This window comes from Roseinatronobacter sp., assembly GCF_051859525.1.
GTDB lineage: Bacteria > Pseudomonadota > Alphaproteobacteria > Rhodobacterales > Rhodobacteraceae > Roseinatronobacter.
The window spans coordinates 16,794-43,667 of record NZ_JBHYFM010000014.1 but is presented as its reverse complement, the minus strand read 5'-3'; the positions used below and the strand labels follow the sequence as shown (position 1 = coordinate 43,667).

The window sequence follows — 26,874 nt, the reverse complement described above, 5'->3', positions numbered from 1 at the left end:
AGGACTTTAACGCCAGATAGGTTCATCCCGAACCCGACCCGCCAGATTCCGCGACTGAACACCCAAGTACCATTGTTCAAAGATAACCTTCACTTGTTGCGTCGCGCACAACCCCATGCTCGCCGCATGTATCGGCCAGTATCCTATGGAAATGGTTGATAACTCCCGCTCGTCTGGAATTAATTCGTTCAATCAGGCCGATCTGACGATAAACCTGAGGCTGGCCAAAGGGACGGTAGATCAGGTTTTCGGCGTCTGGTTCGCGCAGCGCTATGTCCGGAACAATGGAAATACCCATCCCCTCGGCCACACAATTGATGATGGATGCGATCGAATCCATTTCCGCGATATCCTGTGTTGCGATCTGCAATCGCGCCAGTTCCGTATCGATCAGCCCCGCCAGGGGCACGGGGCTTTGGAACCGTACAAAGGGCAGTGTCCTGAGCATTGCGACAGGATCATCAGATGCCAGATCCTTGGGCGCGACCACCCAAAGGGGTTCGCGCAGGAAGGGACTCCAGCGAATCAGTTGCGGGATACTCATATTCTCTGCCACGACTGCGGCATCCAGTCGCCCGGCCGCAACTTCAGCGATCAAACTGGAGGAATTGCCTACGCGAAGATTAATCTTCAGCTGTGGATATGTCGTGCGCATTTTCATGATCGCGCGCGGCAGGACGCCCAAGGCGCTGGTGCGCACCGATCCCAGCAAAAGCGTGCCATTCACCTGATTGCCTGACAGATCTGTGCGTGTTTCCGTGACCATACGCAGAATATTCGTCGCCATCTCAACCACTTGCAGGCCCTGCGGCGTCAACGACGGGGGGCGGCTGCTGCGTTCGAACAGCGTTACGTCCAATTCCTGCTCCAAGGCTTGAACTTGCTGGCTGACTGCCGACGGGGTGATATGGACAACCTCTGCCGCTTTGGCGAAGCCGCCATGCTGGACGATGGCCAATAGGGTGCGAAGCTGTCTCGTATCCATATTAATCCAGTTTTGCTTAACTTAATATGTCAAAATCGGCGTTTTTGTAAAGCTTAAGTTTTCGATATGTTCAGCTGCGGGAGAATGCCACCCCTTGGGAGAGGGGGACGGCCCAATCACTTACGAGACTCAAAAGCAGCAGGGCATCAAGCTATCTGCGTCAAGGAACACTATGTCGAAAGCCATCCTCGTCACTGGACCGAACTTGCACGCTGACGCAGTCAGGCTGGCAAACGCATCCGGATATGTCCTTCACTACGCGCCGCCCTATGCCAGCACCGACCAACTGGTGGCAGCGCTGGCCGATAGCGGCGCTGTCGCGATCATCGCGCGGATGGGACGAATTGATGCAGCCGTGATGGATGCCGCGCCCCAACTGCGCGTGATTTCCAAACATGGTGCGGGGGTGGACAATATCGATCTGGCCGCAGCCGCCGATCGCGGTGTTCCGGTTCTGGCAGCAACTGGCGCGAATGCCATTTCGGTGGCCGAACACGCGATTGCCCTTATTCTGGGGGTTGTAAAGCGTCTGGGCCAACTTGACGCGGGAATGCGGGCCGGTCGATGGGAAAAACCGGGGTATTCAGGGCGGGAACTGGCGGGGCTGCGATTGGGCCTGCTGGGGATGGGCGCTATTGCACAGGCCACAGCGCGGATGGCAGGTGGGCTTGGTCTGAAACTGCACGCCTTTGACCCTTTTGCACCCGATGACGCGTTTGCACGCATGGATATTGACCGCTGCAAGACCTTGACCGACCTGTTGCGCAATTCGGATATCCTTAGTCTGCATTGCCCGCTGAACGACGCCACACGCGCGGTTGTAAATGCCGCGAATATCGCGCAAATGCCCGCGCGATCCTATGTTATCAATACCGCCCGCGGCGGGTTGATCGACGAAGATGCGTTACTGGACGCAATCCGGTCGGGCCATCTTGCGGGGGCGGGATTGGATACATTCGCGGTGGAACCCCCGCCCGCGAACCACCCTTTCCTGTCCGATCCCCGCATTCTGGTCACGCCGCATATCGGTGGGGTCACCAATGAGGCCAATGCCCGTGTCGGCACAGAAGCCTTGCGCGGGATCATCGACATGCTTGAAGGGCGCGAAATACCCGCGCATCGCATCATGAACCGGCACTTGCTGGCCCAACTGGCCCCGGCGACAGGAGAATAAGATGTCTATCGGTTTTCGTATCCTTAACCGTGAACGCGCGGTTTCCACTGATCTGATTGCCCGCTTCGCAGCACTGCCCGTGGCAAATGTCAGCGATGCCATGCACCGCATGACAGGGGCAGGGCCACGCCTGACTCGCATGCATCGCAGCGGCGCTATGGCTGGGCCGGCCATTACGGTCAAGGCGCGACCGGGTGACAACCTGATGCTGCACAAGGCCATCGATATGGCGCTGCCCGGCGATGTGATCGTCGTCGACGGGGGCGGCGATCTGACCAATTCGCTGATGGGCGAATTGATGCTGGCCCACGCAATCAACCGAAAGGTTGCGGGTTTTGTCATTCATGGCGCAATCCGCGATGCAGATGCGATTGCCGAAGCGAACCTGCCGCTTTGGGCTGCGGGCATCACACATCGCGGCCCCTACAAGGACGGCCCCGGCGAAATCAACGTGTCCATTGCACTGGATGGCATGGTCATTGAACCCGGTGATCTGGTCATCGGCGATGGTGACGGTGTTCTGGCCGTGCCCTATGCGGTTGCTGCCGAGGTTCTGGAGAAAACCGAAGCCAAGCAGATGGCCGAGGCCAAACTTATGGCGCAAATCACCGCGCAAACAAACGACCGCAGCTGGATAGACCAGACATTGCGCCGCCTTGGCTGCACGCTTCCCGCTGCCTGAGCAAGACCCTATCGATCACTTAAGGAGGAGAGAAACCATGAAAACCAAACTTTTCGCGCTGGCAGGCGCTGCAGTCATCGCCTTGGGCGGAAGTGCCTTTGCACAATCCTATCCTGCCGGAAACATTGATTATATTGTGCCCTATCCGCCAGGTGGTGGCACAGATGTGCTTGCGCGGCAGCTGAATGACCAGATTGCGCGCACCACCGGCTGGAATTTTGTCATTCTGAACCAGCCCGGCGCTGGCGGGACAATCGGGATGGACCAGTTGTCGCGTGCGGATGGTGACGGGCAGACCATTGGCATGGGGCAGACGTCCAATCTGGCGGTCAATCCGGCACTGAACCCCGAGGTGCAATACGACCCGCTGGCAGACTTCACCCCCATCGCCCTGGTCAATACCCAGCCCATGGGAATCATCACCCATAATGACAGCCCGTTTGCGGACTTTGCGGCCGTGCTGGAGGCTGTGCGCGCAGAACCCGGTTCCGTCCTTTATGGCACACCGGGTACCGGAACCGTGTCGCATATGTCGATTGAACGCCTGATGGCGCAGGACGATCTGGTGTTTGAGCATGTGCCCTATACCGGCATTGCGCAGGCCATTTCTGATGTGATGGGCGGCGTGGTTGATATCTATGTCGGGTCGCTGCCCAGCGTCATGCAGCATGTGGAGGCAGGCAATGTGCGTCTGCTGGCCGTAACTTCCGCCCAACCTCACCCGCTGGTGCCCGATGTGCCGACGGTCGCCTCGCTCGGGTTTGACGGGTATCTGGCCGAAGACTGGAAGGCCGTCGTGGGTCCGGCAGGTATGCCCGAAGATGCCGTCGTGGCATTGAATCAGGCAGTGAATGACGCCCTTGCAGACCCCGAATTGCGCGCAGCGCTTGAGGCACAGGGTAGTGTTGTCCTTGGCGGCACCGCCGAGGAGTTCCGCGACTTTCTGGCTGACGAGGTTGCCGCCTGGGCCAGCGTTGTCGAAGCTGCAGGCTTGCGCTAAAGCGCAGTTGCCGGAATGCGGGCTGTGGCTGACATGCCACGGCCCGCATGTCGTTTCCAACAGGGAGGGTGAGAGATGATCCAGAACGCGCGCGCTGACATGGTTGCAGGACTGATGATTTGCGCAGTTGGCATTATCATCGTCATCTATGCCCATGGAAATTACCCGATGGGAACCATGCGCCGCATGGGGCCGGGCATGTTTCCGGCCGGATTGGGTGCAGTCCTGTCGCTGCTGGGAATGGTGCTTGCGCTGAACAGCTGGCGCAGCTTGCGCGCGAATGCCGGCCATGACTGGCCGCCGGTCCGGTTTGAGTTGCGCACTGCCGGTCTGACGGTGGCTGGCGTGGTCGCTTTTGCAGTGTTGTTGCGCCCAATGGGCTTGATCCCTGCGGTAATCGCGGTGGTATGTATTTCCGCGCTGTCAGATGCGCGAAACAAGCCGCTTGGTATCGTGGTGCTGGCCCTTGTTCTGGTCGTGCTTGCCACGGTGATATTCAAGTTTGGCCTTGGCCTGTCCTTCTCCCTGATCGCGTGGAACTGGTCATGACCTTTTTCGACAACATCCTGCTGGGTCTGGAAACCGCGCTGTCGCTGAACAACCTGATGTGGTGTTTCGTCGGCGTGTTCATGGGCACACTTCTGGGTGTCATCCCCGGCATTGGCGTTCTGGCAGCAATCTCGATGCTGTTTCCGCTTACCTTCCAGCTTGAACCGACAGCGGCGCTGATCATGCTGGCGGGCATTTGGTATGGCACCACCTATGGCGGCAGCACGGCGTCAATCCTTCTGAATGTGCCGGGCACCCCGTCAAGCGCCATTACCGCGCTGGACGGGTACCCGATGGCCCAGCAAGGCCGCGCAGGTGTCGCGCTGCTGATGACCACGTTTGCGTCGTTTTTTGGCGGTTCTGTCGGGATCATCCTGCTGATGGGGTTTTCCGGCACCATCAGCCAGATGGCGTTGCAGTTTTCATCAACCGAATATTTCGCGCTTATGTTGCTGGGCCTGATCGCGGCATCAGGCATGTCCAACGGGGCGATGATCAAAGGGTTGATCATGGTGTGTCTGGGTGTACTGTTCGGTCTGGTGGGGGCGGACATTTATTCCGGCGCGCGGCGCTTTACCTTCGGGTTTGTAGAACTTGCAGATGGCATCGCGCTGGTTGCCCTTGCGCTTGGGCTGTTCGGCATATCCGAGGTGATCGCAAGTGTCGGCAAGATCAGCGCGAAAGGGGTGGACCCGGACGCAGTGCGCTTCAGGGCGATGAAGCCCACGCGTGATGATGTCCGCCGTTCATGGTTTCCCATGTTGCGCGGGTCTGCTGTTGGATCGTTCTTCGGAACCTTGCCCGGAACGGGGCCTTCGATTGCCGCGTTCATGTCCTATGCCCTGGAACGCCGGGTGGCCAAGAAGCCGGAACGGTTCGGGAAGGGCGCGATTGAAGGGATTATGGGTCCGGAATCCGCCAATAACGCGGCGGACCAGACCGCGTTCATTCCGACCCTTGCGCTTGGCATTCCCGGATCGGCCACAATGGCCCTGATGCTGGGTGCCCTGATGATCCATGGAATAGCACCCGGTCCGCAGCTGATGACAGAACAACCGGCGTTGTTCTGGGGGCTGGTCATGAGTTTCTGGATTGGAAACCTGCTTCTTCTGGTTCTGAATATCCCGCTGATCGGACTTTGGGTCCGCCTGCTGACGGTCCCCTATCAATGGCTATTCCCTGCTGTCCTGATGTTCGTCTGCATCGGCACCTACAGCGTCAATAACAGCAGCTTCGATGTGCTTCTGGTCGCATTTTTCGGGGTTTTGGGCTATGTGTTGCGCTACCTGTCCTTTCCTGCCGCGCCAATGATACTGGGCTTCGTTCTGGGCCCCCTGATGGAAGAACATTTCCGCCGCGCCATGCTGCTTGGTCGGGGGGACCCGATGACATTCCTTCAGCGCCCGATCAGTGCGAGTGTTTTGTTCATTACACTCTGCCTGCTGATCTGGGGCGTGTACTCTGCAATGCGCAAACGTAGCTCAGCGCAATAGCCGCGCGTGGCAGTTACCCCCTTTGGCCCACCTTTCGTGGCATCGTTGCGCCCATAAACTGATGTGACGATACTTGTGGCTGTTCAGATCACCCTTGTCATGACCAGCCCGACAAAGATGCATACAAGGACGATTATCAGGCCCACCGCCAACGATCCGAGGTCTTTTGCGTCCTTGGCCATTTGTGACCATTCGGGCGACAGGTGATCTGTCAGCACCTCAATCGCGGTGTTCAGGGCCTCGATAGCCAGAAGCACTGCAAGCAGTGCGCCAGCGACGAACCAATGCCAGGCATCAACGCCGCGCAAAAAGAACGCGATCATGACAATACAGGCTGCTGCAAATTCCAGCCGCACTGCAGCTTCAAGCCAAAGGCGTCGCAAACCTGCAATAGAATATCCTGTTGCGTCGATCACATGCAGCATACCGCGGCGTCGGGGTGGCACGGTGCGCGATCTGGCAGGTTTGGGATTATCCATTTGCTTTTGTGCCCCGTTTTCTTGTGTAGGTGATTACTCTTACGCGCCTGCCTTGGGTATCGATCACTCTGGCAAGGGAACGATGGCACCGCAGAAGGGTGACGTGAAACATGCGGCAGTTGCCTGTTCGTACTTGCCCTGTGGTGGTGGACCCCTGCTGCCGCTTGCTACAAAACTGACACCTTACGGTCATGAAACCGTTGCCTCAAGGCGTCATGCAACACGCATCTGAGCTATTTGGATGCTGACATGCCGTTTGACCGCTCATTTCCAAGGCCGCTAAGACACCGCACGTTATTCCTGTCAGACCTGCATCTTGGGGCCTTGTCCGCGCGCGGGGAAGATGTGCTGCATTTTCTGCGTGTACATCCTGCCGAAACCTATGTTCTGGTTGGCGATATCCTTGATCTGTGGCAACCTATGCTGCCGCATTGGAGTGCGCAGGATCAGGCCGTTATCGACTTCTTGCGCGCGCGCCACGCATCTGGTGCGCGCCTGATCTATATCCGCGGCAATCATGACCCCGATCCGTCCCGCGTGCCGGAGTATGCCGCCCTGCCTGCCGAATATCTGGACGCATATGTTCATGTCGCACCGACGGGAAAACGATTTCTGGTCGTACACGGGGACGAGGCCGACAGTCGCCTGATCCGGTTTCATATTATGACACGGCTTGGTAGCCTGATCGACCATGGCTTGCGCCGCCTTGACGCGTTTTTGTCGCGGCTGTCGTTGCGCGAGCCACGAATGCGCGGCTATGCAGGCTGGCTCCTTACGGCGGCGAATGAGCTGCGCTATCGCGGTCGCAGCCACGAGCAGCGGATGGTTGACCTTGCCCGCGTGCGTGGTCTGGACGGGGTCATCTGCGGGCATTTCCACATTGCGGCGCTGCATAACCATTTCGGTCTGACCTATGCAAATTGCGGCGACTGGGTGGACAGCATGACCGCGCTGATGGACGCGGGCGATGGTGTGCTGCGTTTGATCGGTGCACGACAGGCTGCCGTGGGTCTGCCCCTGAATTCCGGACATTCACATTCTGGCCAGAAAGCCCTTGTGCAATAAGTGATGCCAGTGAAATCATGCGCCGGGTCGATGGCGCGGTATGCCAGAACCCTGCGACAAACCATATCGGGCTACAGGTGCGGCTTTTCGCGCGCCTGTTTCAGGGGCTGGTTTATGCCCAGATATGGGAAGACCCTGTGGCGGATATGGTGGCGCTGGACCTGTCACCGCGCGTGACCATCCGATTGCCGATCTGAACGTGCCTGCGGGCGGGCGTGTCCTTGAAATCGCTTGTGGGACGGGCCGCGCTGATCATCTACCGCCATACATGGGATCTGGGTGGCACGGGTCCGGCCGGTGGTGCAACCCAACTTGTGCGGCGGCGTCCGATTATTGGAACTGCCTCAGGCACGCCTCAAGTGCCCTGATGCCTGATGACATTGCGGCAACCGGAACATCCTCGTCAGGATGATGGCTGATGCCGTCGCGACACGCGGTGAACAGCATCCCAACCGGACAAAGCCCAGCCATAGCCGAGGTGTCATGCGTCGCGCCGGACGCCATGTGCTGCGGCGCCTCTCGGTTTCCTGCCTCGACGGATTTCGACAAGCGCTCGATGATCTGTGCTGAACAGGGCGTTGCCGGTTGGGCATAGGTCCGCGTGATGTCCAGCCTTAGTCCGCGCCGGTTCGCGATGTCATGGGCCGCTTGCGTCAATGCGCCGCCAGCCCGTTCGCGCATGGCATCATCAGGCGCCCGGATTTCAAGGGTCAGCGCCACTTCGCCGGGGACGGCATTCACCACACCTGGCCGCACCTGCAAGGCCCCGACGGTCGCCAGAAGCCCACCCGTTTCGCGCGCCAGTGTTTCCGCGGCCAGCGTCAGTTCCGCAGCCCCGGCCAGCGCATCGCGGCGCAGATGCATCGGCATGGTGCCCGCATGCGCGGCCGTGCCGGTCAGCGTGATCATATGCCGTTCAATCCCGCAGATGCTGGTGACAATGCCTATATCCTGTGCCGCAGCTTCCAGAACCGGACCCTGTTCCAAATGAATTTCGATCCAGCCCAGAACCTGTGCGCGCCGGCGCTTCAGCGCCGGCAGGGCATCGGGATTCAACCCGAAATCTTCCATAGCGCGGCGCAGGGATATGCCGTCACGGTCGCGCAGGTCCAGCGCCGCCATGTCGAATGTTCCGGCAAGCGCGCGTGGGCCCATCAGCGCTGTGGGAAAGCGCACGCCTTCTTCATCGGCGAAGGCCAGAACCTCGACCGCGAAAGGCAGCGCCACCCCGTCCTGTCGCAATTTCATCAACGCCAGCACGGGCAGCACAACGCCCATGATCCCGTCATAGGCGCCGCCCTCGCGCACCGAATCCTGATGCGACCCCATCAACAGGGCAGGCGCGCCCTCTGGCCCATCTTGCCGTCCGATCAGCGTGCCTGCCGCATCCAGATGAACCGCAAGCCCCGCCTGTTCCATCAATTCGGTCAACACACCCAGCGCGGCACGGTGTTCAGGTGTAAAGGGCAGGCGCGTCACGCCCGGGCCGGGTTCGGAACAGGCGGCCAGCCGGTCCAGCCAATGCTGCGCAAGTGCGCCCCAGTTTGTTTTAGTCATGGCCACGTTCCGGATCATTGCGGGTGGGAACACTGGGCAACCATGCGGCGTAAGCGCCGCTTTGGCTGCGCCTGTGCAGATCGCGCAAGGCGCAGATCGGATTTTCGGACCAGTCCACGCGCAGCGTCAGTGGCGGCGTGTCGTTGGACACGACCAGCAGCGCCGCAGATTGCAGGCCCCGCGTATCGCCACCTGCCGCCTCGGCCGCAGCGATGGATGCCAGCAGCCGTTCCGCCAGATCGCCCCGCGCAGTAAGGAATGTATCGCGCAGGGCTTCCAGCACCTGTGATCCTGCCAGCAGATTGCCCGACACCACCAGCCCCGATGCGGCCAATGATCCGCGCCAGTCCGTGTTTTTCGTGCCGGTATGGCACGCGGTGCCGCCCGCACTATCCAACAGCGCCAATTGTCGCCATTCGCGCCCTGCATCAGCGCAAACCACCGCTGCAAGCGCCTGTTCAGCCGTATCACCTGCCCGCATCCGAACCAGCGCATCTTCGCCCCACATTGTCGAAGGGGCGGCCCCCTGCGACGCGGACAAGCCGGCGCGCGAATCGCCCCGCAAAACCCAGCCCCCAACACAAAGCGACCCTGTCGCCGCCGCGCCACCCAAAGCGCCCGTGTTCAAATCTTGTGCAAGAATCGAGAAAGTCATCTGTTTGTTTCCCTTGGTCCTGCCCATTTATCATGAAAATTTTGACGAATGCAAATTATCATGATAAATAGATTGCAACAATCAAACCAACAGGGAGTGCCGGATATGGCCTTTTCATCACTGACCCGTCGCGGTTTCGGGGTTCTGACAGCCGCTCTTTTGGCCAGCTCGGCATTGGTCACTGCCGCCAATGCCCAGACACCGCCCGGTGTGTTGGTCGTGGGCCAGATCGCTGAACCGCAGGCACTCGATCCGCATGCGGTGACGGCAGTTAATGATTTCCGTATCCTTATGAATATCTATGACGGGCTGGTGCGCTACGCGTCCGGCACGCTGGAAGTTGAACCCGCACTTGCCGAGAGCTGGGAGATTTCCGAGGATGGCACAGTCTACACCTTCGCCCTGCGTGAGGGTGTCAGCTTCCATGATGGTGGCGCTTTTGATGCCGAAGCCGTGGTCTGGAATTTCGAGCGGATGCTGAACGAAGACCACCCCTATCACGAAACCGGCCCGTTCCCGCTGTCCTTCTTCTTCAGCGCGATCGAGACAGTCGAGGCCGTGGATGACCTGACGGTGCGGTTCACGCTGAACGAACCCTATGCGCCCTTCCTGTCGAACCTTGCCTATCCGACAGGGCTTATCGTTTCGCCCGCCGCCGTGATGGAGCACGGCAGCGATTTCGGGCGTAACCCGTCAGGCACAGGACCGTTCCAGTTTGCAGAATGGCGTTCCAACGAACGCGTGGTCGTAACCCGCAATGAGGATTACTGGGACGGGACCGCAGGGACCGAGGCCGTGATCTTCCGCCCGATCACAGATGCCAACACCCGCGTGGCCGAAATGCTGGCAGGCGGGATTGACGTGATGGTAGAAGTGCCGCCTGTGGCGATTTCGCAGTTTCAGGGCGCGCAGCATACCGTGCATGAACAAGCCGGCCCGCATCTGTGGTTCCTGATCCTGAACGCCAAGGAAGGCCCTTTTGCCGACCAGCGCGTGCGTCAGGCCGCGAATTACGCGATCAACAAGGAAGCGCTGGTAAATGACGTGCTGGAAGGCACAGCCACCATTGCCGCCGGCCCGATCCCGCCCGCTTTTGCATGGGCTTATAACGAGGAGCTGGAGCCGTATCCCTATAACCCCGACCGCGCCCGCGAGTTGATGGCTGAAGCTGGCGCCGAAGGGGCGAGCCTGACGTTCTATGTGACCGAAGGCGGGTCCGGCATGCTGGACCCGATCCCGATGGGCACCGCGATTCAGGCCGATCTGGCCGCTGTAGGTTTCGATGTGACGATCGAGACGTATGAATGGAACACCTTTCTGGGCCGCGTGAACCCTGGGCTGGAAGGCAAGGCCGATATGGCGCAAATGGCCTGGATGACCAATGATCCCGACACGCTGCCCTTCCTTGCGCTGCGCACGGATGCCTGGCCCGATGCGGGCGGGTTCAATTCGGGCTATTATTCCAACCCTGAAGTTGATGCGCTGCTGGAAGCGGCACGCGTGGAGACAGATCAGGACGAACGCGCGCGGCTGTACCGCGAGATGCAGGCGATCGTGCAGGAAGATGCGCCATGGGTTTTCGTGGCGAACTGGATGCAGAATGCCGTCACTTCGGATGCGGTCGAAGATTTCCAGCTGGAACCGTCTTTCTTTCTGCTTCTGAAAGACGTGGTGAAGAACTGATACCGCAGGCAGGGCGCGCGGTCGCGCGCCCTGTTTGAGTATTTAGGGCAAGATGAAGCATAGGGACGGCAATGGGCGGCTATATTCTGAAACGGCTTTTGTCGGCCATTCCAGTGCTGCTGGGCATTACGGTGATCGTGTTTCTGATCATGGCAATGATCCCCGGCGATCCGGCAACGGCGATACTGGGCAGCTATGCAACACCCGAAAATGTCGCGCGGCTGAACCGCCATCTGGGACTGGATGAGCCGCTTTGGCGCCAGTATTTCATCTGGCTGGGCAACTTGTTGCAGGGCGATTTCGGGCGGTCCTTTGCCTTGAACCGGCCTGTGCTGGACGAAATCCTTGACCGGTTTTCGGCGACCCTGATTCTGGCGGGCACGGCCTTTGTGCTGTGTTCGCTTCTGGGCATTCTGGCCGGGGTGGTTTCTGCCGCGCGTCAATACGGACTGGCGGACAAGGCGATTACCTTTGTGGTGATCCTTGGCATTTCGGTGCCGTCATTTTTCCTTGGCATGATGATGATCCTGCTGTTTGCCGTGAAGCTGCGCTGGTTTCCCGTGTCGGGGATGTATTCGATCTGGGGCGGCGGCGATCTGCCTGACCTGATCCGGCACCTGACCATGCCCGCGCTTGCGCTGTCGGTCGTGGCCACAGGCGTGATCGCGCGGCTGTCGCGGGGTGCGATGCTGGAGGTGCTGCGGCAGGATTTCATTCGCACCGCGCGCGCCAAAGGCGTGCATGAGCGCCGCGTGATCCGGGGCCATGCGCTGCGCGCGGCGATGGTCAGCATTATTCCGGTGCTGGGCATTCAGGCGGGTTTCGTGCTGTCGGGCGCGGTCTATATCGAGATGGTGTTTCAATGGCCCGGTGTGGGCCGCATGCTGGTCGATGGTATCTTGAAACGCGATATTCTGCTGGTGCAAGGCGGGGTCGTGTTCATTGCGGCCTGTTATGTCGGTTTCAACATTCTTGTCGATGTGGCGCAAGCCTGGCTGGACCCCCGGATCAAGACATGAGGGGGATCAAGACATGAGCCTGTTTCTGCGTCTGCTGTTTCGCAACAAACTGGCGGGCTTCGGGGCCGTCGTGCTGGGGATCATCGTGGTGCTGGCGTTGCTGACACCCATTCTGCCACTGCATGCGCCAAATGAGACCAACACCGCCAACCGTTTCCTGCGCCCCCTGTCAGACGGGCATTTGCTGGGCACTGACCATCTGGGCCGTGATCTGCTGTCGCGGTTGATGTGGGGCACGCGCTTGTCACTGGCCGTGGGCTTCGCGGCGGCACTCGTCGCGGGGCTGCTGGGCGCGGCCATCGGGGTCATGGCCGGCTATTTCGGCGGGCGCACGGATAATGTGACCATGCGCGGCATCGATATGCTGATGGCATTTCCCTATATCCTGCTGGCGTTGGCCATTGTCGCCGTTCTGGGACCGGGGCTGCTGAATGCGCTGATTGCGGTTGCGGTGGTGAATATCCCGTTTTTCGCGCGGAATATTCGCGGGGTTACGGTTGGCATTGCGCATCGGGAATTCATTGATGCAGCGAAACTGGCGGGTATGGGGCACACGCGCATCCTGCTGACCGAGGTGGTGCCGAATATCGTGCCCGTCGTCGTGATTGCCATGTCCACGACCATCGGCTGGATGATCCTTGAAACAGCGGGCCTGTCGTTTCTGGGCCTTGGCAGCCAGCCGCCGCAGGCCGATCTGGGTTCGATGCTGGGCGAGGCGCGCTCGGCGTTGATTACCGCGCCGCATACCTCGATCGTGCCGGGCGTGATGATCCTGTTGATTGTGATGTCGGTCAATTTGTTGGGCGACGGTATCCGCGATGCGCTGGACCCGCGTCTGCGCTCGGGCGCGTTGGCGCGGCCCATGGCGACCACGCGGGTAGATCGGGCGGAGGCCCCTGCGCCAAAAGGGGACGGGCTGCTGCAAATTGATGAACTGGAAACCCAGTTTCATGTCGGCCCGCGCATCTACAAGGCGGTCAACAAGGTTTCGCTTGACCTGAAACCGGGCGAATGTCTGGGGCTGATCGGTGAATCCGGTTCGGGCAAATCCGTCACGGCGCTGTCGGTGATGGGGCTTGTGGCGTCGCCGCCCGGTGTGATCACGGGCGGGGCCGTGCGGCTGGAAGGGCAGGACCTGATTGGCGCGCCTTATGAATTGCTGCGGTCCTTGCGGGGGCGCAAGGTCGCCTATATTTTTCAGGACCCGCTGTCGACCCTGCACCCACTTTACCGCATCGGTGATCAACTGATCGAGGCAATCCGCGTGCATGATCCCGTCAGCCATGCTGAGGCGCACAAGCGTGCCGTCAAACTGCTGGAAGATGTGCGCATCCCCAATGCGGCTGCGCGCGCACGGGCTTATCCGCATGAATTGTCGGGCGGGATGCGCCAGCGTGTGGGCATTGCCATGGCGCTGGCCAATGATCCTGACATCATTATTGCGGATGAACCGACCACTGCGCTGGATGTAACGGTACAGGCACAGATCCTGGCGCTTCTTGATGACTTGCGCCGTTCGCGCGGGTTGGCGATCCTGTTCATCACCCATGATTTCGGCGTGGTTGGCCAGCTTTGTGACCGTATCGCGGTCATGTATGGCGGACGGATCGTCGAGGCGGGGGCCACCGAGGAGGTGCTGGCCACCCCCGCGCATCCCTATACCAAGCGGCTGATTGCCTGCGTGCCTGAACTGGGCGGGGGGCGGCGCGTGCTTGCAGCCATTCCCGGCCTGCCGCCTGCTGTGGACCAACTGCCCGAAGGTTGCGCCTTCGCCCCGCGTTGTGACAAGGCGCAGGCGGCTTGCCGCGGCGGCGAGATTGACCTGACAGGTGCGGCCCGCAAGGTGCGCTGCCTGTTTCCCGAGGGGGCACAATGACGATTGCGTTGAAAACCACAGATCTGGCCAAAACATTTGATATCGGCAAGCGCCTGATCGGTCCGCCGCGGGCGCATGTTCATGCAGTGCATCCCGTGTCCCTTGACGTTCGTACGGGCGAAACACTGGGAATCGTGGGGGAATCCGGCTGCGGCAAGTCCACCTTGGCGCGGATGCTGGTGGGGCTGACGCCACCCACATCGGGCAGTATCGAGATCGAGGGGCGCGCGTTGAACCGCGCCGACCCGGCGGCGTTCGGGCGCTTGATCCAATATGTGTTCCAAGACCCCGTTTCCAGCCTGAACCCGCGCAAAACCATCCGTCAGATCATGGAGGTGCCGCTGCGCCTGTTACATGGTTTGCGCGGCAAGGCGTTGGACGACCGCATCGCGGAGCTGTTCGACGCGGTCAATCTGCGGCCTGAGTTCCTGACCCGCTATCCGCATGAATTTTCCGGCGGGCAGGCACAGCGCATCGGGATCGCGCGGGCGCTGGCGGCAAGCCCGCGCATAATGATCCTTGATGAGCCGGTCTCGGCGCTGGATGTGTCCGTGCAGGCACAGGTTCTGAACCTGCTGGCCGATCTGAAATCCGAATTCAACCTGACCTATCTGTTCATCAGCCATGATCTGGCAGTGGTCGAAGCCGTCAGCGATCGCATTGCGGTTTTGTATTTCGGTTCTGTCGTGGAAAGTGGTCCCGCCGAAAAGGTCTTTGCAGCGCCGCGCCATCCCTATACGAAACTTCTGGCAGACTCGGCGCCCGTCGTGGGGCGTCCGCTTGGGGGGGCACAGTCGGGTGAATTGCCGGACCCGCTGAACCCGCCAGCGGGCTGCGCCTTTGCCGGACGCTGCCCCCGCGCATCCGATCTGTGCAGGGCAGTGGTGCCGGATCTGCAACTTGTAGAAGGAGACCAGTTTGCCGCCTGTCACCACCCGCTCGACCCCTGACCGGTTGTCACGGCCACAACAGGTCGCCGAGGCGATCAAGTCCTGGGTCATGGAAAATGGCTGGGGACCAGGCGTGCGCCTGCCATCGGAAGCTGAACTTATTGACCGCTTCGGCATGGCTAAGGGCACCATCCGCGAAGCGGTCCGAATTCTTGAAGCGCAAGGGCTGGTCAAGTCCCGCACCGGGCCGGGTGGCGGTGTCTTTGTTCATCAGGTCTCCGAGGAGCGGGCGACCGCGCTTCTGGGGAACTATTTTTACTTTGAACATCTGACGATCGATGATGTCTACCAGATCCGGCAGGCGCTGGAACCCGAATTGGCAGCAAGCCTTGCAGGCCGTCTGGATGACAGCCAGTTTGCCGCCCTTGAGGGGGTAATGACATGTTATTCCGAACCGGCACGCACTGCCGAGGAGGAGCGCGAACAGCATGTTGAATCCCTAAGATTTCATGCGATGCTGGCCGAAATGTCGGGCAACCCGCTGCTAAGGTTCCTGATCCGGTTTACCGCCAACATGCTGGCCGAAATTACCGTTTCGCGCCGTCTTTATGCCCACCCTAACCGGGAACTCTGGTCCTCGGGGCTTGATTACCAGTCACGCTTGATTGCAGCCTTGCGCGCAGGTGATGCCATAGCTGCGCGGCATATTATGTCCGAACATATGAAAAACGCGCATCGTTTGATGCTGATGCAGGAAACGGTTCTTACCCAACGGTTCTTACCCGAGAGCGGGATTATCTGACCTCTGCGTATTGGCCTGATCGGGACTGCGAATTCCAGTATCGTGGCCTTGGTATCTGCTCGAAGGCACCGACAGACGCCACCGCGCCCATGTGAACTGCATCGACCATCTGCCCTATCAGGATGTGCCACACCATCCGATCTCGCTGCCAGAGCGTGCGTTCACCCCCGAGTCCGCGCGGGCGATCCCGCCCCCAGATCCGTATGTGCCGCAAAAGTACTGCGCATGGTCCGTGCGCCGGTCCTGTAGCCGGTGTTGGCGCGCAGGAATGCCTGCGCGACAGAATGCCAGTCATAGGTCGCCTTGACATGGGCCGCGCGCGCGTCCCGCCCGCCGGGCGCATGTAGTGCATGCCGGATTGCGCATGCCAGATCGTCATCCAATGCACCAAGGCTTGGGTCTGTCACGATGTCACGCGGTCCGGGCGCATCATGCGCAGCAATAGGCAGGCCCGAGGCAAGAGCCTCGATCAGGACAATCCCGAATGTATCCGTGCGGGACGGGAAAACAAAAACATCGGCACGCCTATAGGCGTCAGCGAGCGCGTTTCCTTCCAGCTTGCCGCAGAATTCGGCATCAGGAAACGCGCGCTGCAACTCTCCAAGCGCGGGACCATCGCCGACGATGACCTTGCGGTGTCGCCCCAGCGCCTGTTCATCCAGCGAAAGGAATGTCTTCAGCGACTTTTCGGGGGCGATCCGGCCAACGTAAAGCAGGGTCGGCGCATCGACTTTGGACGGTTCGGGTTTTTCAGGGGCCGGAAAAAACAGCGTTGTGTCCACGCCCCGCGAGAGCCGCGCAAAAGGCGCGCGAAAACCCCAGTCGCACAACAGCGCCTCGAAGGAACGGGTTGCAACGAAGACACGGTCCGCGCGATCATGGAACCGGCGCAGCATGGCAAGGGCAACGCGTTCCAGCATCGGCCTGAATGCGCGGGGGGCCCGCAGCGCAATATAGGCCGGAAAATTGGTGTGAAACGATGTCGAGAACGCAATGCCATGACGCAGGCAATAGCGTCGGGCCGCCCAACCCAACGGTCCTTCAACTGCAATATGGATGATATCGGGATTGAACTGCGCAATCAGCCGCGCCAGTTTGCGCCCCGGCCAAAGCGCGAGGCGGATTTCAGGATATCCGGGCATCGACAAGGCCGTGAATTCCGCAGGCCCGATCACGCGCACCTCATGCCCCATAGCGCGCCATTCGCGCATCAAGTGCTTATAGGTCCGCACAACGCCATTCACCTGAGGTTCCCACGCATCGCTGATGATCAGGATACGCGGCAGCGATGCGGGTGTTCCGGAATTGGATTTCAACGTCATACCACTCGGGCAAGTTCGGCTCTGTGCGCAGTGTGACGCGCGGATGTAACATCCTTATGTCTTTGCGCATGGCCCGCCATCACCGCATGCAAGTGCTGCGTCATATTTGCCCTGTGGCGATCCGCTCTCAGCCTCATTTGCTACAAAACCGACACCTTGGCATAGTGGGGAACCCCAACCTTGGACGGTCCGGTTTGCGGGGACCAGATCGCTGAAACGGCGATCACTGGACCGCGCCCTGACAGCGTCAGCCCTGCCATGCATCAGCCTGTGCCGCCCCAAGTCGCAGCAGATCCACCGCACGCGCGGCGATTTGCATGGTGATCGCCTGCACGCTGTCAGGTTTCAGATAGAAGGCAGGCACGGGCGGCAGAATGATGCCCCCCATATCCGTCACGGCGGTCATATTGCGCAGATGCGCCTGTGTCAGCGGTGCCTCTCGCGCCAGCAGGACAAGGGGGCGGCGTTCCTTCAACTGCACGCCCGCCGCGCGGGTCAGCAGTGTGTCATCCAGCCCGCTTGCAATCGCGGCAAGGCTGCGCATTGAACAAGGTGCCACGATCATGCCCGCCACCGGATAGCTGCCCGACGCGATGGGGGCACCCATATTCCGGCCGTCATGGACCACATCGGCCAGCCCTTCCAGTTCCTGTGTCGCTTCAGGCCCCAGTTCCAGTTCGCAGGTGTGGCGCGCCATGCGGGTGGTGACCAGATCAATCACAATGCCCATGCGTGCCAGCAGGCGCGCGCAATCCAGCGCCAGCGCCGCGCCGGATGCGCCAGAGATACCAAGGACAATCCGTCTGCTCATGTGCGGGCTTTCTTTATATGGCGGGTGACAAACTCTGCCGCGCGGGCCTCGTGTTCGGGATCAAGCGCCATGACCTGCCCCCAGTCGCGGGTGGTTTCCGCGCCGATCTTGGTGGTGGCATCCACACCCAGCTTGCCCGCCAGCCCTTCAAGTGGCGAGGCAAAATCAAGGTAATCCATGGGCGTATGGTCCAGCACCATCAGATCGCGCGACGGGTCCATGCGCGTGGCAAGCGCCCATGCAATGTCATCCCAGTTGCGCGGGTCGATATCGGTATCCACAACGATCACCAGCTTGGTATAACTGAATTGCGGCAACATTCCCCAAAGTGCCATCATCACGCGCCGCGCCTGACCTGCATAGCGTTTGTCGATCTGCACCACAGCAATCCGGTAGGAACAGCCCGCAGGTGGCAGCCACAGGTCGCGGATTTCGGGGATCTGCGCGCGGATGACGGGCAGGGCCAGATCGTTGAACACCTCGCCAATAACTGACGGCTCATCGGGTGGGCGGCCCGTCACTGTGGTCAGATACAGCGGATCGCGCCTGTGCGTGATGGCCGCGATACGCATGACCGGAAAACGTTCGACCGCGTTGTAATAGCCGGTATGGTCGCCAAACGGACCTTCTGGCGCTGTGTCATCCGGATGTATCCACCCCTCCAACATGATTTCGGCCCGCGCCGGCACCATCAGCGGTACGGTTTTCGCCGCAACCAGTTCAGTGCGCGCCCCGCGCAACACACCCGAAAAGCCCAGTTCCGACACGGTTTCGGGCAGGGGCAATGCGGCGGACAGCAATGTTGCCGGATCAGCGCCCAACGCAATGGCCACGGGCATGGGGTCGCGCGCCTGCGCCCATGTGCGGGCATGGGCTGCGCCACCACGATGCGCCAGCCAGCGCAAAATCAGCCGGTCTGGCCCCAGCACCTGCGCGCGGTAGACACCCAGATTATAGTGCGCGATCTGATGGGCCTTCGTGCCATGCGGGCGGGTGATGACAACCGGCCATGTGATCAGCGGGCCTGCATCCAGCGGCCACGGTGTCTGGACGGGGATTTGCGTCAGATCGGCAATATCCTGCGCCTGCTGCACCGGCGCGCTGCGGCAGGTTTGCGGCCTTGCGCTAAGTGCGGCGCGCAGCATTGGCCAGCGCGACAGCGCGTCGCGCATGCCGTCCACAGGGGCGGGGCTGCGCAGGGCGGCAAGAAACGCGCCCAGTTGCGGCAGGTCGTCCAGTGTCATGCCCAGCCCTGCCGCCACCCGCGCGCGCGTGCCGAATAAATTCGTGATAACCGGCATCTGCGCAGGATTGTCCCCGTCATGCGCATGCGTGAACCGCAACGCCGGCCCCGCGGCCCGCAGGGCCCCAAGTTGCAGCGCGGTCATTTCGTGGCGCAGATCGACAGGGTCGGCAACAGTCAGAATATCATTGCGCCCCGCCAACCATGTCAGAAAGGTGCGCAGATCAGGGAAAGGGGGGAATTGACGCATGACAGCCTGCCAGAAAGGATAGGTGTCGGATATCAGGCAGAATCTTTCCAGTGATTGATTTAAGTCAAACATCAAGCGCTTCCCCTCTGATAGCGAGGGTGTGTCATTTCACTGCAAGTGCAGGGGCGGATTTATGTGCAACGATCCTTCAAGCGTCAGAACGCCGGTTTTTATTACAGCCCCGATGCATGTTTTACCGCTTTGGCCCCTCACACTCGCGCTGAGTCAGCTTGCGCGCAAATTGTTACGCGCACATCCACAGATTTTGACTCGTATTGATAAATATCAATCATATGTTTTCGTGTTGGACATTACGGATCTGCCCTTCATTTTGCAGCTTGATCCGGCGCAAGCACAGTTGCGCGCCTTTCGACGTAATGCCGCGCGTGACGCGGATGCGCGGATCGCGGGCACACTGGCCGCGTTTCTGGCAATGCTGCACGGGGTCGAGGATGGCGACTCGCTCTATTTCTCGGGGGCGTTGCAGATTGAAGGGGACACATCTGCTGTTCTGGCGCTGCGCAATGCGCTGGATGACGCCGAACTGGACCTGAGCGCGGAAATCGCGCGCGCGCTGCCGCTGCTTGCCCCGCCGCTGCGGATGGCACTGACCCCGCTGGAACGGGTGACCGGCCTGCATCTGCGCCGCGCCCCACAGGAGGTGTATTGATGGAACTTGTCTGCCCCGCCGGAACCCCCGCCGCCCTGCGTGCCGCCGTTGATGCGGGCGCGCATTGCATCTATTGTGGTTTTGCCGATGAAACCAATGCGCGCAACTTTCCCGGCCTGAACTTCTCGCGCGCAGAATTGACCGAATCCGTACACTACGCGCATGCGCGCGGTGCGAAAGTGCTGGTGGCGATCAACACCTTCCCGACTGCTGGGCACGAGGCGCTGTGGCATGCGGCGGTGGGTGATGCAGAACGCGCGGGCGCGGATGCGGTCATTCTGGCCGATCTGGGCTTGCTGGCCTATGCTGCCGAGCATCACCCTGACCTGCGCCGCCATCTGTCCGTGCAGGCGGCGGCTGCCAATCCCGATGCGATCAATTTCTATGCCAGTGCCTTCGACGTGCGCCGCGTGGTTCTGCCGCGTGTTCTAAGCGTCGAGGAAATCGCGGCCATCAACCGCGAGATTGATGTCGAAACGGAAGTGTTCGTTTTCGGGGGGCTATGCGTCATGGCCGAAGGGCGCTGTTCGCTGTCATCCTATGCCACTGGCCGGTCACCCAACATGAACGGTGTCTGCTCGCCGCCCGAACATGTCGATTACGCGACTGACGGCACAGACAGTGTGGCGCGGCTGGGCGGTTTTACCATTCACCGCACGCCCAAAGGTGGGGCCGCGCCTTATCCGACGCTGTGCAAGGGTTGTTTCACCTCGGGCGACAAGACCGGCCATGTGTTCGAGGACGCGGTCAGTCTGGATGCATCGACCCTTGTGCCGCGTTTGGCGCAAGCAGGGGTCACCGCGCTGAAGATCGAAGGGAGGCAGCGCTCTCGGGCCTATGTCGCGCAGATCGTGCGGGCGTTTCGTGCCGTGACCGATGCGCTGGAAACCGGCCGCCCCCCGCCCGCGCTGGCCTTGGCCCGCCTGTCGGAAGGGCAAGCCGCCACCACAGGCGCATATGCCAAGACATGGAGGTGACGCAATGGACCTGACAATCGCCCCGAACCCGTTTTTCTGGAACGCCGAATCTGTGCGCCGCTTCTATGCCGGTCTGGCCAATGCGCCGGTTGCCCGCGTGGTGGTGGGTGAGTTGGTCTGTTCCAAGCGGTTACCGTTCTGGCAAAATGAGATCCCGCAAGCGGTGGCACTGTTGCAGGCAGCGGGCAAGCAGGTTGCGCTGACGTCGCTTTCGCTGATCACGTTGAAGCGCGAACGCAAGCTGACCGCCGACCTGATGGATATGGACCTGCCGCTAGAGGTGAACGACCTGAGCGCGCTGCATCATATCCCCGCAGGACAGCCCTTCTGGGTTGGACCACTGGTCAATGTCTATAATGAAGGCACATTGCGCTGGCTGGCGCGGCGCGGGGCCGCGCGTATCTGCCTGCCGCCGGAATTGCCGATGCCCGCCATCGCCGTGCTGGCACAGGTCGCGCAGGCCGAAGGTGTCGCGCTGGAGGTTTGGGGGCATGGACGCCTGCCGCTGGCCATCTCGGGCCGGTGCTATCATGCGCGGCTGCATGAACGCGCCAAGGATTCCTGCCAGTTCGTGTGCGAACAAGACCCCGACGGGCGCGATGTGGACACATTGGAAGGTCAGCAGTTTCTGACAGTCAACGGTGTGCAGACCCTCAGCCAGTCCTATGCCTGTATGGCGGAATATGTCACGCAGTATCAGGACATGGGCGTCACTGCGCTGCGGTTGCAACCGCAATCGGCGGGGTTTCACGCAATCTGCCACGATTACGCGCAGCTATTGGCTGGCGAATTGCCCGCGCATGCCCTGATCGAGGCATTGAACGCCGCCCATCCCGGCATGCAGTTTTGCGACGGATACGGGCGTGATGGCGCGGGTGCAAACTGGCATCACCGCACTGCGCCCGCCTGAAACGTCCCAGCGGGTTTTCTGTAATCCCATAGATGACCTGTAACTGCCCCGGCCCGCGTGGCCGGGGCTTTTTTGCTACAGAAACTGCGGAAAAGAACCCTGTTTTCCAGATGTATACGGCAATCAGAGGTTGGTTACGAAAGGTTAGCCTGGGTCACTTTGGTCGGGTGTTGGGATTTTTTTTGTTGATGTTAATCAATTCATATACGTTGACGTAGTTCAGGTATTTTGCACTTTTCTGCAGAGGAATCTGAAGATTTCATATTTCTATTGATTCATATCAAGGGTTGGTGGTCGCCAATGGCATATGCCTTGTGAAACGAATGACGACAAAGGACGCGCATGATGAGATTGGGATATATCTGTCTGCCAGGGCGGGGCGCGAGTGATCTGTTTCTGTCGCAGGTGGTTGACGCGCTGGCCGGTCGCTTGGCGCTTTGCGGGACTGTGCAGACCAATACGGCCCGCGCGGACCGGCGCAAATGTGACATGGACCTGCAACTTCTGTCCACGGGTCAGGTGTTGCGCATCAGCGAAGATCGTGGCGCCCTCGCGCGGGGGTGCACGCTGGATACCAGTGTTCTGGCACAGGCTGTTGTCGCGACCGAGGGGGCGCTTCAGGGATCGGATTTGCTGATTGTCAACAAATTCGGCAAGTCCGAGGCCGAAGGTGGTGGCTTTGTGCCCGTCATCGGCGAGGCGATCTGTCTGGGCATGCCGGTCCTTGTGGGTGTCAATGCGCTGAACCTGCCTGCATTCGAAGCATTCGCCGACTGGCTGGCCGAGGGCCTGCCTGCGGATCTGGCCTATGTCACCGATTGGTGTCTGCGCGTCGGGCAGCGTCATGCCGCCTGAGGTTGCGCGCATTGCCATTCTGACCGTGTCGGATCGCGCCGCGCGCGGGGAATATGCCGATCTTGGTGGCCCCGCAGCCGAGGAGTGGCTGCGCGCGACCATCATATCACCGCTGGATGTGACCCGCCAGATTGTTGCGGACGGGCGCGAGATTGTGGCCAAGGCCATGCGCGCGCTGGCTGATGGTGGTGCTGATCTGGTGCTGGTCACAGGGGGCACAGGCCCTGCCCCGCGCGACCGGACCCCCGAGGCGCTGGCCGATATCATCGAATTCGACCTGCCCGGTTTCGGCGAGGAAATGCGCCGCGCCTCACTGCTGGAGGTGCCCACGGCGATCCTGTCGCGCCAAAGCGCAGGCGTGCGGGGCAAGACCCTGTTTATCACGCTACCCGGCAAGCCCGCCGCGATTGCGACCTGCCTTGCGGCCGTGTTTGCGGCTGTGCCCTATTGCCTTGACCTGATCGGCGCGCGCCGGATCGAGACGGACCCTGCGCGCTGCAAGGCGTTTCGTCCCAAGTCGGGTTAAGGCACAAAGCGCGGCCAGATCGCCACACCGGACAGCCATTGATGACCGGCAATCAACGCGCCGGTCACAATGGCACCCGCGCCAAGGCGTAAACCTGCATTCGGTGGAAGTGTGGCGCGCGCGTTCAAGCTGCGCCTGCGCAAATCTTGCCACACGGCAGCGCCCATCTCGCGCTGTTTGCGGCGGTCGATCAGCCACATCCCAAGCACCGCGAAACCGGCAAACCCGCCAAACATCAGCGCATGGGCCAATGTGCCATTGATGGCCAGATGCGCCGCTGCCCATAGACCAAGCGCTGCCAGCACAGGGTGGCGGATGCGCCCGATCAGTTCGGGGCGCTGGGCGTCAAACTGGTCATTCCGTGCCCCACCGAAAGAGAACGGGTTGGGCCGCCCGAGGGTCAGCGCCAGCAGCAGCACCGCAGGCAGCATCGCGGCCAAGGCGATCCAGTGCGCCGCCGCAGGCATGGGCCACAGCGCAACATAGGGCGCGCGGGCAGCCGCAATAAACAGCCATCCCAGCACCCCGAGCGAGAGTGCGGAATAGGCGATCCCGTAGCCCGCCGGACCCAGCCGCGCGATCAGCCACGGCTTGACGGGCGGACGCACGGGCACAGCATGGGTGAGCAGAAACAGCGCCCATGCGCCGATATAGGCAATCCAGGCGTTCATGCCGGTTGCGGTCTGCTGGCGGGTTTCGGCGCGCGTTTTGGACGTGTCAGGATTGGCCAGTAGATGACCGAGAAGCCGCCAAAGGCCACGATCCACAGCGCCGCTGACAGATGCATCAGCCAGACCTGACCGGTTGCAAACCCGGCCAGCAGGCGCGCGAGCGTCGCCCCGATCAGCGCCAGATAAAGCATTGTCACGGGACGACTGGCCGTCAGCGGCAGGCCCGCATGGCCAAGGCTTGCGCGGGTCATTACCGCAAGGGTCATCAGCCCGACCGCGCCCGCCAGCCAGACATGACGCGCGCCCGATTGCGGCACCAGATCAAGCGCCGACGCGCCCACGATCAGAAACCCGAGCGCGAGCAGTGCATAGGCCGCATGCAGCACCCAAACCAGTGGCTCCGGCCCTGTCTGCCAGCCGTGCCAGCGTGCGACACGCCATATATTGGCCAGCCCCGCGGTCAGGCACAGGGTGCCGGTGACGACCCCATAGGGGGCGATCACAAAGGCCAGAAGCGCAACACCAGTCAGCCCCAATACAGCGCCATCAGCGCGGTTGAACGCGACAGGCAGGCGGGTGGCATTCCGCTTGGCCAGCCAGTTGCGTGTGAAACTTGGCACAATCCGCCCGCCAATCAGCGCGATCAGCATCAGCACAGCCGCCAGCCCCAACCGCAGGCCATATCCATCCTGCGCGGGGCCTTGCGAGGCCTCTAGATGGAACAGGCCATTGGCCATGGCAAACAGCGCCATCAGGCCCAGAACCGGCAGATTGCGCCAGTTGCGTCCAGTGATGATTTCGCGCGTCAAGAAGGCGATCAATGCCATCGGCAAGCCCAGATCCAGCGCCGCCACGACCCATGCAGGCCAGCCCCCGCCGATCAGCACCGCCAGACGCCCCAGCAACCACAGGCCCACCAGCCCGGCAAGCGGCCAGCCCACCACAGGCAGACGCCCTGTCCAGTTGGGCACTGCTGTCAGCAAAAAGCCTGCGATCACCGCAGACAGATAGCCGAACACAAAAGCATGCACATGCCAATCCGTGGGCGCAAAGGCGATGGGCAGGGGATCACGGCCGGTCAGCAGAAAGACCCAGATACCCATGGCGAACGCGGCCCAAAGGCCAGAGAACAGGAAAAAGGGCCGAAACCCGTAGCTGAGCACGGCAGGGCCTGTCCAGTCGCGGCTTTGTCTGGCGGTGGTCGTCATGGCGGGGCCTCCTTGGGGCTACATGGCTTGATTATAATCAAGCACAAGCCGCGCGTAAATGCCAAACCCAGCAAAACAGTCGGAATTGGGCCTGCGATGAAAGACGCCCCTTAACGCGCACCAAGTGCAATAGCGTTGCCAGATCACGCTGCGCAGAAATGCCTGCTCAGACCGCCACAGAATGGCGGGCGGTGCTGTCCGCCAGATATGTGTCAAACGCGGCCGCCGCCAGCCGCACCAGCGGGCGACCCCGATCTGTCATAACCACTTGACCGTTGCGAACTGATACCAGACCATCCGCCTGCATTTCGGCAAGCCCCGCTGCCGCATCCCGCCACCAGTCCGAAGGCGCCCCATGTTTTGCGCCGATATGCGCGGCATCGACATGGCTGTCGCACATCAGCCGTTCAATCACCTCGGCGCGCAACCGGTCCTCACCAACAAACGCCCGCCCCTTGGCAACGGGCAGATTTCCTGCTTCGACCGCGCGGGACCATGCGCCGGTTTCAGCGATGTTTTGCAGATAACCCGCAGGCGTGCGCCCGATCGAGGTTGCGCCGATCCCGATCAACGTTTCGGCCTGATCGGTTGTGTAGCCCTGAAAATTCCTGCGCAGCCACCCGTCACGCGCAGCAATGGCCAGATCATCCTCCGGCAGTGCGAAATGGTCCAGCCCGATGGCGACATACCCCTCGGCAGTCAGCGCCTCGGCTGCCGCGCTGGCCTGCGCGGCGGGCGTATCGGTCAATGACAGGGTCCATAACATCGTCTTTCGGGCTTGAAGTTGTTGGCGACTGGCGTGGGAACGGTGAATGTGAAAACACCGGTGTTGACGGCAGGATAAAGAAGCATCTGTCAGACTTCATTGACATGCATCAAGCCTTCGCCCTAAGATGGGAAGTTGTTCACGCTCGCAGTCCGGCGGTATTCATACTGAAGTGCTGGTTCGGGTCTGCGTCGGATTATCAGGATCTAGTGCCTATCAGGACCTGATCGACGTTTCTGTTGCCATGCCTTCACCCGCAAGACCCGCCAAATGCGAAGGCGTCAGGCTGCAGGACAATGTCTTGCAAAGAATATTTGTCCATCACCTGCAGAAATGCTGTCAGCGCCTCATCAAGGATGCCCGGCAGAATACATTTAGACGCAATACTGCACCCCGAATTCGGATTGAAGCATTCGACAAGCGCGAAATCCGTTTCGGTCGCGCGGATCAGGGCACCAAGGTTGATCTGTTCAGGTGGCAAGCCAAGGCGAAACCCGCCACCATGCCCGCGCATCGATTCCAGATAGCCCTGCTTGGACAGCAGCAGCACAACTTTTTTCAGATGTGCGTGGGAAATGCCGTAAATCTCGGCCGCTTCGCGGATCGTTGTGTTGCGATCAGGGCTGCTGGCGGCAAGCAATAGCACACGCAAGGCATAATCGGTGAATTTCGAAAGCTGCATTGTCTCGTTCGTCCATACGGTCCGTGAATGTTAACCCGATTGCAAAGATATAGCATATCGATTCTTATAAAAGG

General features: G+C 60.8%; 28 protein-coding genes. 17 read left to right on the top strand and 11 right to left on the bottom strand.

Features of this window, described 5'->3' with window-relative positions; genetic code table 11:
• Positions 1 to 76 precede the first annotated feature (76 nt).
• A complete protein-coding gene (locus tag ACTIE1_RS11495; protein WP_439563385.1) occupies positions 77 to 985 on the bottom strand; it encodes a LysR family transcriptional regulator in 909 nt (302 codons plus the stop codon).
• Positions 986 to 1,157: 172 nt separating this feature from the next.
• Between ACTIE1_RS11495 and ACTIE1_RS11490 the strand changes: the two genes are divergently transcribed.
• From ACTIE1_RS11490 to ACTIE1_RS11470, 5 genes are all read left to right on the top strand, one after another.
• Positions 1,158 to 2,159: a hydroxyacid dehydrogenase gene (locus ACTIE1_RS11490; RefSeq protein WP_439562937.1), complete on the top strand. Its 1,002-nt coding sequence runs from the start codon at positions 1,158 to 1,160 to the stop codon at positions 2,157 to 2,159.
• 1 nt (position 2,160) lies between these two features.
• On the top strand, positions 2,161 to 2,841 hold the full coding sequence (locus ACTIE1_RS11485) for an RraA family protein (RefSeq protein WP_439562936.1): 681 nt from the start codon (positions 2,161 to 2,163) through the stop codon (positions 2,839 to 2,841).
• 37 nt (positions 2,842 to 2,878) lie between these two features.
• The gene (locus ACTIE1_RS11480; protein ID WP_439563384.1) at positions 2,879 to 3,841 is read left to right on the top strand and encodes a Bug family tripartite tricarboxylate transporter substrate binding protein; all 963 of its coding nucleotides are present in this window, start codon (positions 2,879 to 2,881) and stop codon (positions 3,839 to 3,841) included.
• 75 nt (positions 3,842 to 3,916) lie between these two features.
• Positions 3,917 to 4,390, top strand: coding sequence for a tripartite tricarboxylate transporter TctB family protein (locus tag ACTIE1_RS11475; RefSeq protein WP_439562934.1), 474 nt, complete (start codon positions 3,917 to 3,919; stop codon positions 4,388 to 4,390).
• The gene (locus ACTIE1_RS11470) at positions 4,387 to 5,883 is read left to right on the top strand and encodes a tripartite tricarboxylate transporter permease (protein ID WP_439562933.1); all 1,497 of its coding nucleotides are present in this window, start codon (positions 4,387 to 4,389) and stop codon (positions 5,881 to 5,883) included. The genes ACTIE1_RS11475 and ACTIE1_RS11470 overlap by 4 nt, the downstream gene beginning before the upstream one ends.
• An 83-nt stretch (positions 5,884 to 5,966) precedes the next feature.
• Here the strand turns inward: ACTIE1_RS11470 and ACTIE1_RS11465 are convergent, their stop codons facing one another.
• Entirely contained in the window at positions 5,967 to 6,362 is a 396-nt protein-coding gene (locus tag ACTIE1_RS11465; protein ID WP_439563383.1) for a diacylglycerol kinase, read from the bottom strand.
• A 249-nt stretch (positions 6,363 to 6,611) separates the two neighbouring features.
• On the opposite strand from ACTIE1_RS11465, the gene ACTIE1_RS11460 reads away from it, so the two are divergent.
• Both ACTIE1_RS11460 and ACTIE1_RS11455 read left to right on the top strand, forming a co-directional pair.
• On the top strand, positions 6,612 to 7,427 hold the full coding sequence (locus ACTIE1_RS11460) for a UDP-2,3-diacylglucosamine diphosphatase (protein WP_439562931.1): 816 nt from the start codon (positions 6,612 to 6,614) through the stop codon (positions 7,425 to 7,427).
• 17 nt (positions 7,428 to 7,444) lie between these two features.
• A complete protein-coding gene (locus tag ACTIE1_RS11455; RefSeq protein ID WP_439562930.1) occupies positions 7,445 to 7,624 on the top strand; it encodes a hypothetical protein in 180 nt (59 codons plus the stop codon).
• Positions 7,625 to 7,757: 133 nt separating this feature from the next.
• Here ACTIE1_RS11455 and ACTIE1_RS11450 read toward each other — a convergent pair whose 3' ends face one another.
• Together ACTIE1_RS11450 and ACTIE1_RS11445 are read right to left on the bottom strand one after the other, a co-directional pair.
• A complete protein-coding gene (locus ACTIE1_RS11450) occupies positions 7,758 to 8,984 on the bottom strand; it encodes a M20 family metallo-hydrolase (protein WP_439562929.1) in 1,227 nt (408 codons plus the stop codon).
• On the bottom strand, positions 8,977 to 9,639 hold the full coding sequence (locus ACTIE1_RS11445; protein ID WP_439562928.1) for a DUF1028 domain-containing protein: 663 nt from the start codon (positions 9,637 to 9,639) through the stop codon (positions 8,977 to 8,979). The genes ACTIE1_RS11450 and ACTIE1_RS11445 overlap by 8 nt, the downstream gene beginning before the upstream one ends.
• A 105-nt stretch (positions 9,640 to 9,744) precedes the next feature.
• Between ACTIE1_RS11445 and ACTIE1_RS11440 the strand changes: the two genes are divergently transcribed.
• The 5 genes from ACTIE1_RS11440 (at position 9,745) to ACTIE1_RS11420 (ending at position 15,909) form a co-directional block, all read left to right on the top strand.
• Positions 9,745 to 11,322, top strand: coding sequence for an ABC transporter substrate-binding protein (locus ACTIE1_RS11440; protein WP_439562927.1), 1,578 nt, complete (start codon positions 9,745 to 9,747; stop codon positions 11,320 to 11,322).
• Positions 11,323 to 11,393: 71 nt separating this feature from the next.
• Positions 11,394 to 12,341: an ABC transporter permease gene (locus ACTIE1_RS11435; RefSeq protein ID WP_439562926.1), complete on the top strand. Its 948-nt coding sequence runs from the start codon at positions 11,394 to 11,396 to the stop codon at positions 12,339 to 12,341.
• A 13-nt stretch (positions 12,342 to 12,354) separates the two neighbouring features.
• Complete coding sequence (locus ACTIE1_RS11430) at positions 12,355 to 14,217, top strand: dipeptide/oligopeptide/nickel ABC transporter permease/ATP-binding protein (RefSeq protein ID WP_439562925.1); 1,863 nt, start codon at positions 12,355 to 12,357, stop codon at positions 14,215 to 14,217.
• The gene (locus ACTIE1_RS11425; RefSeq protein ID WP_439562924.1) at positions 14,214 to 15,167 is read left to right on the top strand and encodes an ABC transporter ATP-binding protein; all 954 of its coding nucleotides are present in this window, start codon (positions 14,214 to 14,216) and stop codon (positions 15,165 to 15,167) included. The genes ACTIE1_RS11430 and ACTIE1_RS11425 overlap by 4 nt, the downstream gene beginning before the upstream one ends.
• Positions 15,136 to 15,909 carry a FadR/GntR family transcriptional regulator gene (locus tag ACTIE1_RS11420; protein ID WP_439562923.1) on the top strand — a complete coding sequence of 258 codons (774 nt, stop codon included), beginning with the start codon at positions 15,136 to 15,138 and terminating at the stop codon, positions 15,907 to 15,909. Before ACTIE1_RS11425 ends, ACTIE1_RS11420 begins: the two co-directional genes overlap by 32 nt.
• 161 nt (positions 15,910 to 16,070) lie before the next feature.
• Here ACTIE1_RS11420 and ACTIE1_RS11415 read toward each other — a convergent pair whose 3' ends face one another.
• The 3 genes from ACTIE1_RS11415 to ACTIE1_RS11405 all read right to left on the bottom strand — a co-directional run bounded on the left by ACTIE1_RS11415 (position 16,071) and on the right by ACTIE1_RS11405 (position 19,535).
• Complete coding sequence (locus tag ACTIE1_RS11415; protein ID WP_439562922.1) at positions 16,071 to 17,231, bottom strand: glycosyltransferase family 4 protein; 1,161 nt, start codon at positions 17,229 to 17,231, stop codon at positions 16,071 to 16,073.
• 247 nt (positions 17,232 to 17,478) lie between these two features.
• On the bottom strand, positions 17,479 to 18,042 hold the full coding sequence (locus ACTIE1_RS11410; protein ID WP_439563382.1) for a UbiX family flavin prenyltransferase: 564 nt from the start codon (positions 18,040 to 18,042) through the stop codon (positions 17,479 to 17,481).
• The gene (locus ACTIE1_RS11405; protein WP_439562920.1) at positions 18,039 to 19,535 is read right to left on the bottom strand and encodes a UbiD family decarboxylase; all 1,497 of its coding nucleotides are present in this window, start codon (positions 19,533 to 19,535) and stop codon (positions 18,039 to 18,041) included. Before ACTIE1_RS11405 ends, ACTIE1_RS11410 begins: the two co-directional genes overlap by 4 nt.
• A gap of 133 nt (positions 19,536 to 19,668) precedes the next feature.
• Between ACTIE1_RS11405 and ubiT the strand changes: the two genes are divergently transcribed.
• The 5 genes from ubiT (at position 19,669) to mog (ending at position 23,473) form a co-directional block, all read left to right on the top strand.
• Positions 19,669 to 20,205 (top strand): ubiquinone anaerobic biosynthesis accessory factor UbiT, encoded by a 537-nt coding sequence (gene ubiT, locus ACTIE1_RS11400; protein WP_439562919.1) that lies wholly within the window; start codon positions 19,669 to 19,671, stop codon positions 20,203 to 20,205.
• Positions 20,205 to 21,182 (top strand): ubiquinone anaerobic biosynthesis protein UbiU, encoded by a 978-nt coding sequence (gene ubiU / locus ACTIE1_RS11395; RefSeq protein WP_439562918.1) that lies wholly within the window; start codon positions 20,205 to 20,207, stop codon positions 21,180 to 21,182. Before ubiT ends, ubiU begins: the two co-directional genes overlap by 1 nt.
• A gap of 4 nt (positions 21,183 to 21,186) precedes the next feature.
• The gene (gene ubiV / locus ACTIE1_RS11390) at positions 21,187 to 22,092 is read left to right on the top strand and encodes a ubiquinone anaerobic biosynthesis protein UbiV (protein WP_439562917.1); all 906 of its coding nucleotides are present in this window, start codon (positions 21,187 to 21,189) and stop codon (positions 22,090 to 22,092) included.
• A 342-nt stretch (positions 22,093 to 22,434) separates the two neighbouring features.
• A complete protein-coding gene (locus tag ACTIE1_RS11385) occupies positions 22,435 to 22,947 on the top strand; it encodes a DUF2478 domain-containing protein (RefSeq protein ID WP_439563381.1) in 513 nt (170 codons plus the stop codon).
• The gene (gene mog / locus ACTIE1_RS11380; RefSeq protein ID WP_439562915.1) at positions 22,937 to 23,473 is read left to right on the top strand and encodes a molybdopterin adenylyltransferase; all 537 of its coding nucleotides are present in this window, start codon (positions 22,937 to 22,939) and stop codon (positions 23,471 to 23,473) included. Before ACTIE1_RS11385 ends, mog begins: the two co-directional genes overlap by 11 nt.
• Here mog and ACTIE1_RS11375 read toward each other — a convergent pair.
• The 4 genes from ACTIE1_RS11375 to ACTIE1_RS11360 all read right to left on the bottom strand — a co-directional run bounded on the left by ACTIE1_RS11375 (position 23,470) and on the right by ACTIE1_RS11360 (position 26,800).
• Positions 23,470 to 24,144 (bottom strand): NnrU family protein, encoded by a 675-nt coding sequence (locus ACTIE1_RS11375; RefSeq protein ID WP_439562914.1) that lies wholly within the window; start codon positions 24,142 to 24,144, stop codon positions 23,470 to 23,472. The genes mog and ACTIE1_RS11375 overlap by 4 nt on opposite strands.
• Positions 24,141 to 25,352: an NnrS family protein gene (locus tag ACTIE1_RS11370; protein WP_439562913.1), complete on the bottom strand. Its 1,212-nt coding sequence runs from the start codon at positions 25,350 to 25,352 to the stop codon at positions 24,141 to 24,143. Before ACTIE1_RS11370 ends, ACTIE1_RS11375 begins: the two co-directional genes overlap by 4 nt.
• A 166-nt stretch (positions 25,353 to 25,518) precedes the next feature.
• Positions 25,519 to 26,100: a hypothetical protein gene (locus tag ACTIE1_RS11365; protein WP_439563380.1), complete on the bottom strand. Its 582-nt coding sequence runs from the start codon at positions 26,098 to 26,100 to the stop codon at positions 25,519 to 25,521.
• A gap of 268 nt (positions 26,101 to 26,368) precedes the next feature.
• A complete protein-coding gene (locus ACTIE1_RS11360) occupies positions 26,369 to 26,800 on the bottom strand; it encodes an RrF2 family transcriptional regulator (RefSeq protein ID WP_439562911.1) in 432 nt (143 codons plus the stop codon).
• Positions 26,801 to 26,874 lie beyond the last annotated feature (74 nt).